This window comes from Micrococcus sp. KRD012 (assembly GCF_017168555.1).
Classification (GTDB): domain Bacteria; phylum Actinomycetota; class Actinomycetes; order Actinomycetales; family Micrococcaceae; genus Micrococcus; species Micrococcus luteus.
In genome coordinates this window covers 1-4725 of the sequence record NZ_JABFBB010000051.1, presented here as the reverse complement: position 1 = coordinate 4725, position 4725 = coordinate 1, and the positions used below count along the sequence as shown (strand labels likewise).

The window sequence follows — 4725 nt, the reverse complement described above, 5'->3', positions numbered from 1 at the left end:
ATCGGTGGGTGCGGGGTCGATGTAGGGGTAACTGGCGAGGTAGGAGAGCACTTCGTCACGGGGCAGAAGGCCCGCCGCGTAGAGGTCGATGACTTCGGCCGGCCACAGCGGATGCGTAGCGGGCCTATCGGCCAGGCTCGTGCGGGCACGGGCGAGGTATTCGCTGATGCTCGACTGGGCTCGGCCGAGCGCACCGGCAAGCTGCTGCTGGGTCACTCCCGCCTCGGCGGCCTTGACGAGCTGCACCCGACGCAGCACGGCAAGGGCGACGGTGGTGCCCTGGAGCTGTGCAAGCTGCTGGGTGGCCTCGTCAGGAGTGCTCGGGGGGATCAGGGTCAGGGTCATGGGGCACCTCTTTCGTCCACTCACAGAATATCGGGTACCCGATAAAGAGGGAGGGGTGCACACCGAACCGCGCCTGGACCTTAATGAGGACTCTGGCGTAGCCGATCACATCCTGGCGGGGTAGCTACTGACTGGTCATGTCCGGCTCCTGTCCTGGGGGCTCTGCGGGCCGTTCGGGCTTGTTGTGCTCGGATTCTGCCTGGTCGGGGCTACGAGCCGGGGAGAGGGCTCGGGGACTGGTGGAACACCCTGCCCGGACCTGCCAGCCTGTAGGAGCGGGGGGAGCGGCGCGGCGTGCCTCCGGTCCCCTGATAGGCCCAAAAGGGCGGATCGTGGTGGGGACTAGAGGCTCCGGTGACGCTGGGGTGATGGTTCAGCCCGCAGTGTGCGTATGGGTATGCGTATGCATTGGAGGCGCGCGGCATTACTCGCGTGCAGTGGCGGCGTGTGCTGATGGCTCTTGGCCCGGGTCAGGTCTCATGGCGGGCGGCACGTTCGGCCCCAGGTTCGGCACTCCTTCGCCCCACGTCCTCACGGATCGTGGGAGCACCTGGCGGCACATCAGCTCGTAGAAGGACAGCCCCTCTGACGGGCGAATACGGCGGGTGAGGCCGCGTGCTTCTCGTTGGTGACGCGGGAGTGAGCACAATCGCCGCGTGGAGCCGTGCGCGAAAGTTGGCGGTGCGCTAAGCTCGGGTATGAAGTTGTTTGGACTTTGTCAGTATGCCCCACGTCTTGGCGGTCGTGGGGCATTCTGCTGTCTAAGGGCATGTCGTGGGGTCTTCGCTCACGTGGGGCTGCCTCTCCCTGCCTGGCTGGAAGGCACCCCGGCTCTTCCCATGGCAACCGGAGGCAGGGCGGCCTACGCCCGGCCGGAGGGCGGCAGATTCCTCAGCGTTCCAGCCCCGTGTCTCGCTCACGCTGGGGGACCAGATGGGCTGCCCCAGCCGGCCCCGGTGCCCGGGTGGGGGCCTTGACCTGACCCCACAGGGACGCATTCACTTCCGGGGTCTCCTGGGCGAACCAGTCCCGCCGGCGCTGCAGCTGCTCGGCCTGCTTCTGGTACTCCTCGGCGCGGGCGGCCGTGTCCGCGGTCGCGGTGACCGGTTGACGCTCCAGGTGCCGCCACACGGACACCGGCTCGGTGTGCACCTGCACCCCCAACCCTCCAGGAGGACGCTGTGGGGCCGGCAGCTGCGTGACGAAGTCCTCTGCCAGGCCCTGGTACTGGGCGAAGACTTCTTCCCTGGTCTGGGTCAGGCGTTCCAACTCCACGGTGGCTTCCGGGGGGAGAGTGGCCCTGGTCCTCCACTGATGCTCAAACAGCGCGGCTCGGGCCCGCTCCAGCTCAGCCCGTGCTGAGCGGCGCTGGAAGAACCCTGCGCTCTGCGCCCGGGTCTTGGCTTGCTCCATTTCGGCTCGCAGCTGCCGGGTCTGGGCCTGGTGCTGCTCGTGCATCTGCTGGTGTGCCTCGTGCACCTGCTGCCGGGCTTGGGTCAAGCGCTCATCCAGCACGTCCAGGGTGTCAGCGAGCTCGCAGGCTTGCGGGTGCGCGGCCACCCAGGCGCCCACCTGTTCACGATGCGTGTTCCACGGGGTCAACGCCGCGGCCACCCGTTCGGCCTTGCGCAACTGCATCCCCAGCCCCATCAACGTCTGATCACGTTGGCCCTTCGGTGCCGGGAACGTCGTGGCCGCAGGCCACACCTGCACCTGCGCCCCAGCCTTGAGCGTGCCCGTGCGCACACCAGATCCCGGATCCTGGGACGGGCGCATCGTCACCTTCTGCCCGTGGACGGCGACCACGGTCAACAGCTGCCCACCGTCCTGGATCTGGTCCCCCGGGCGCAACTGCGCAGCACTCTTGAGCACCGGCTGCACCGGGGCCTGCCGGCCGGGCAGGTTCATGCCCTCCAGCTGCGCGGCCAGGGCTTGGCGGGCTGCGTCCAGGCCGTGATCGGCCCCGTCCCGACCCATCGCCGCCACATACTGCGCCCGAGCCTCCGCCAGGTCCTCGGCCACGAAGTGCGCCACATTGGACTCCCGGCCACGGGTGAGCCCGACGTAGAGGCCGGCAGCGTCGGTGTGCTCGTCAACCAATGTGTGCGCCTGGCCCACGGTGGCCCCCTGGGCCCCGTGCGCGGTGAGCGCCCACCCCAGATGCGCGTGCTCGGTCAGGTACTCGTTGGGCACGTGCAGGGTGCGGTGCCCACCGTCAGGGTCCTGGATCTTCGTGTGCGTGGGGCCGATCTTCCGGATGGTCCACACCTGCCGGTTCAGCACCCCCAGCAGGGCGTCGTTGCGGCGGGTCATGATCCGAGCGCCCTCACTCATGGGCAGACCATCCATGCCCACCAGGAGGCCAGAACCGGCCTCGGGGCCGGTGCTGGTGTGGTGCTGCTGGATGGCCGTGTTGATCTGCTGGGCGTTCTCGTTCGTCGCCGCGCAGATCAACGGGGGCGCACCCTCACGAGCACCGTGTACCCACGCCTTCGCCAGGGCCTGATTTGCCTCCTCCTGACTGGCGTGGACCTGCACCAGACCCATCTCCACCAACAGGTCGAACTGCTCACCCGGGGCCTGCCGGGCACGCATCGCCAAGGACAGCGACGCGTAGACCGGGTTGAGGAACCGGTGCACGGTGTCCAGGTCCACGGACGCCTCCGTGGCGTGCTCGGCCATCTGCAGCACCCCGCCACGGCCCACCGCGCCCAGCTGCTGGTAGTCACCGGTGAGCACGGCCCGCGCCCCCGTCTCGTGCAGCACCGTGAACAGGCGGGCGGCCACGTCCTGGGAGAGCATCCCGGTCTCATCCACCACCACCTGCACGCCCGGGCCCAGCCGGCGCCCCTCGGGCACACCCTGGTAGTCGCCCTCACCCGGGTTAAGGCGCTGCCACCGGGTCACCCCCGTGGCCTTGTCGGTCTCCCACCGGTACCCATAAGCCCGCAACAGCGCATGCACGGTGCTGGCACTGGATCCGGTCTCGGCGGCGGCCACCTCAGCGGCCTTCGCCGTAGGGGTCACTATCACCTGCTCCACACCCTTGACCGCCCCCACATGCTTGGCGGCCTTCAACAAGGTGGTCTTGCCCGACCCTGCCGCCCCGGTGACCACCACCAACTGGTGCGTGCCCGAGATCGCCGCCAACGCATCCCGATGCCCGACCCCCTCAGGCAGAGACACAGGCTGACCATCTGGGTCCGTGGAGGTGGACTCAGCGAAGATGCGCTCCAGCAACCCCTGGTCCATGTCCTGGTGCGCCCCCAGCTCGTAGGTTCGGCCGGCCACGGCCACCTGCTCGGTGACCGGCTCCAACGCCTTGGCCAGCAGCAGCCCCTGCAGGGTGCGCTCGGCCTCGATGACCTGGTCCGTGGTGAGCACCTTCAGATGGTGCGGAGCCGTCCACGGGTCCACGTCCGGGGCGATCGACGTGCACCGGCCCGCCACGAGCGCCTCGGTGGCCTCCCGCACCAGCTCCCCCACCGGGCGCGGGTAATCCGTCACACCGGTCCGGCTGAACTCCGCCGAGACTGCCGCCGACACATCCGCCACCGACCACGCCGACCGCGACGTCTCCAGCTGCTCCACCGCGGCCCGGATCAGGGCCGACTTGTCCACCTGCGACCAGGACACCACCGCACGCTCACGCGGCCCTGAAGGCATCACGAACCCGGTCGCGGCGATCTCGGCCCGCCACTTGTCCTCATCCGGCAGCTCACCGGGGACCTTCTCCCGACGGGTCTGCGCCCACGCCAGATGATCCAGCCCCTCCAGAATCTGCTCCCCCGGCGTCTGCCCCGGATGCTCGGCCTCCCACTGCGCGACCAGCTGCGCCCGACGCTCCGCGATCTGTCCGGCCCGCTTGCTCATCACCTCCGCCGCCTCGGCCAGCTCGACCACGGCCCCGGTGGCCGGGTCGAAGCTCAACCCGGCCTGCGCCAGAGCGTCCTGCAACCCGGCATGTGAGGCCAACACCGCCTCCCCCAACCGGTTCATCGCCGCGTTGTGCTTGACGAACTCCGCGGTGTCCAACGCACGCCACGCCCCGGCAGCCCACACCCGGTTCAGGAACTGCAGATGCAGGTGCCGGTGCGGGTCCCCCTCCCGCGACGTCCGGTGCGCCACCGTCACCGCCTCGAGCTTCTCCACGGGCACCCACACCTGCCCGCCACGCGGGCCGACCCGGGTGTGCATCTCGGAGGCGGCGTAGGCCATCAGCTCGTGCGCCATCTGCTCTAACGCCGCGTCCAACTGCTGCGCGATCCGCAGGTCCAGCACGGCCGCCACCGAGAGGGTCTTGTCCACGTTGATGACCTTGTCCAAGAACAGCACCGAGTTCTCCCGACGCGACCCCCGCACCTCCCCCGTGGACGGGTC

Annotated in this window: 1 protein-coding gene and 1 pseudogene; both read right to left on the bottom strand. The window is 69.3% G+C overall.

Annotated elements, in window-relative coordinates:
- Positions 1-345: pseudogene (locus J1M37_RS11340) on the bottom strand (hypothetical protein); the annotation flags it as partial.
- Positions 346-1236: 891 nt separating this feature from the next.
- A partial coding sequence (locus tag J1M37_RS11335) for an AAA family ATPase (protein WP_206452680.1) occupies positions 1237-4725 on the bottom strand: 3489 nt, incomplete at its 5' end.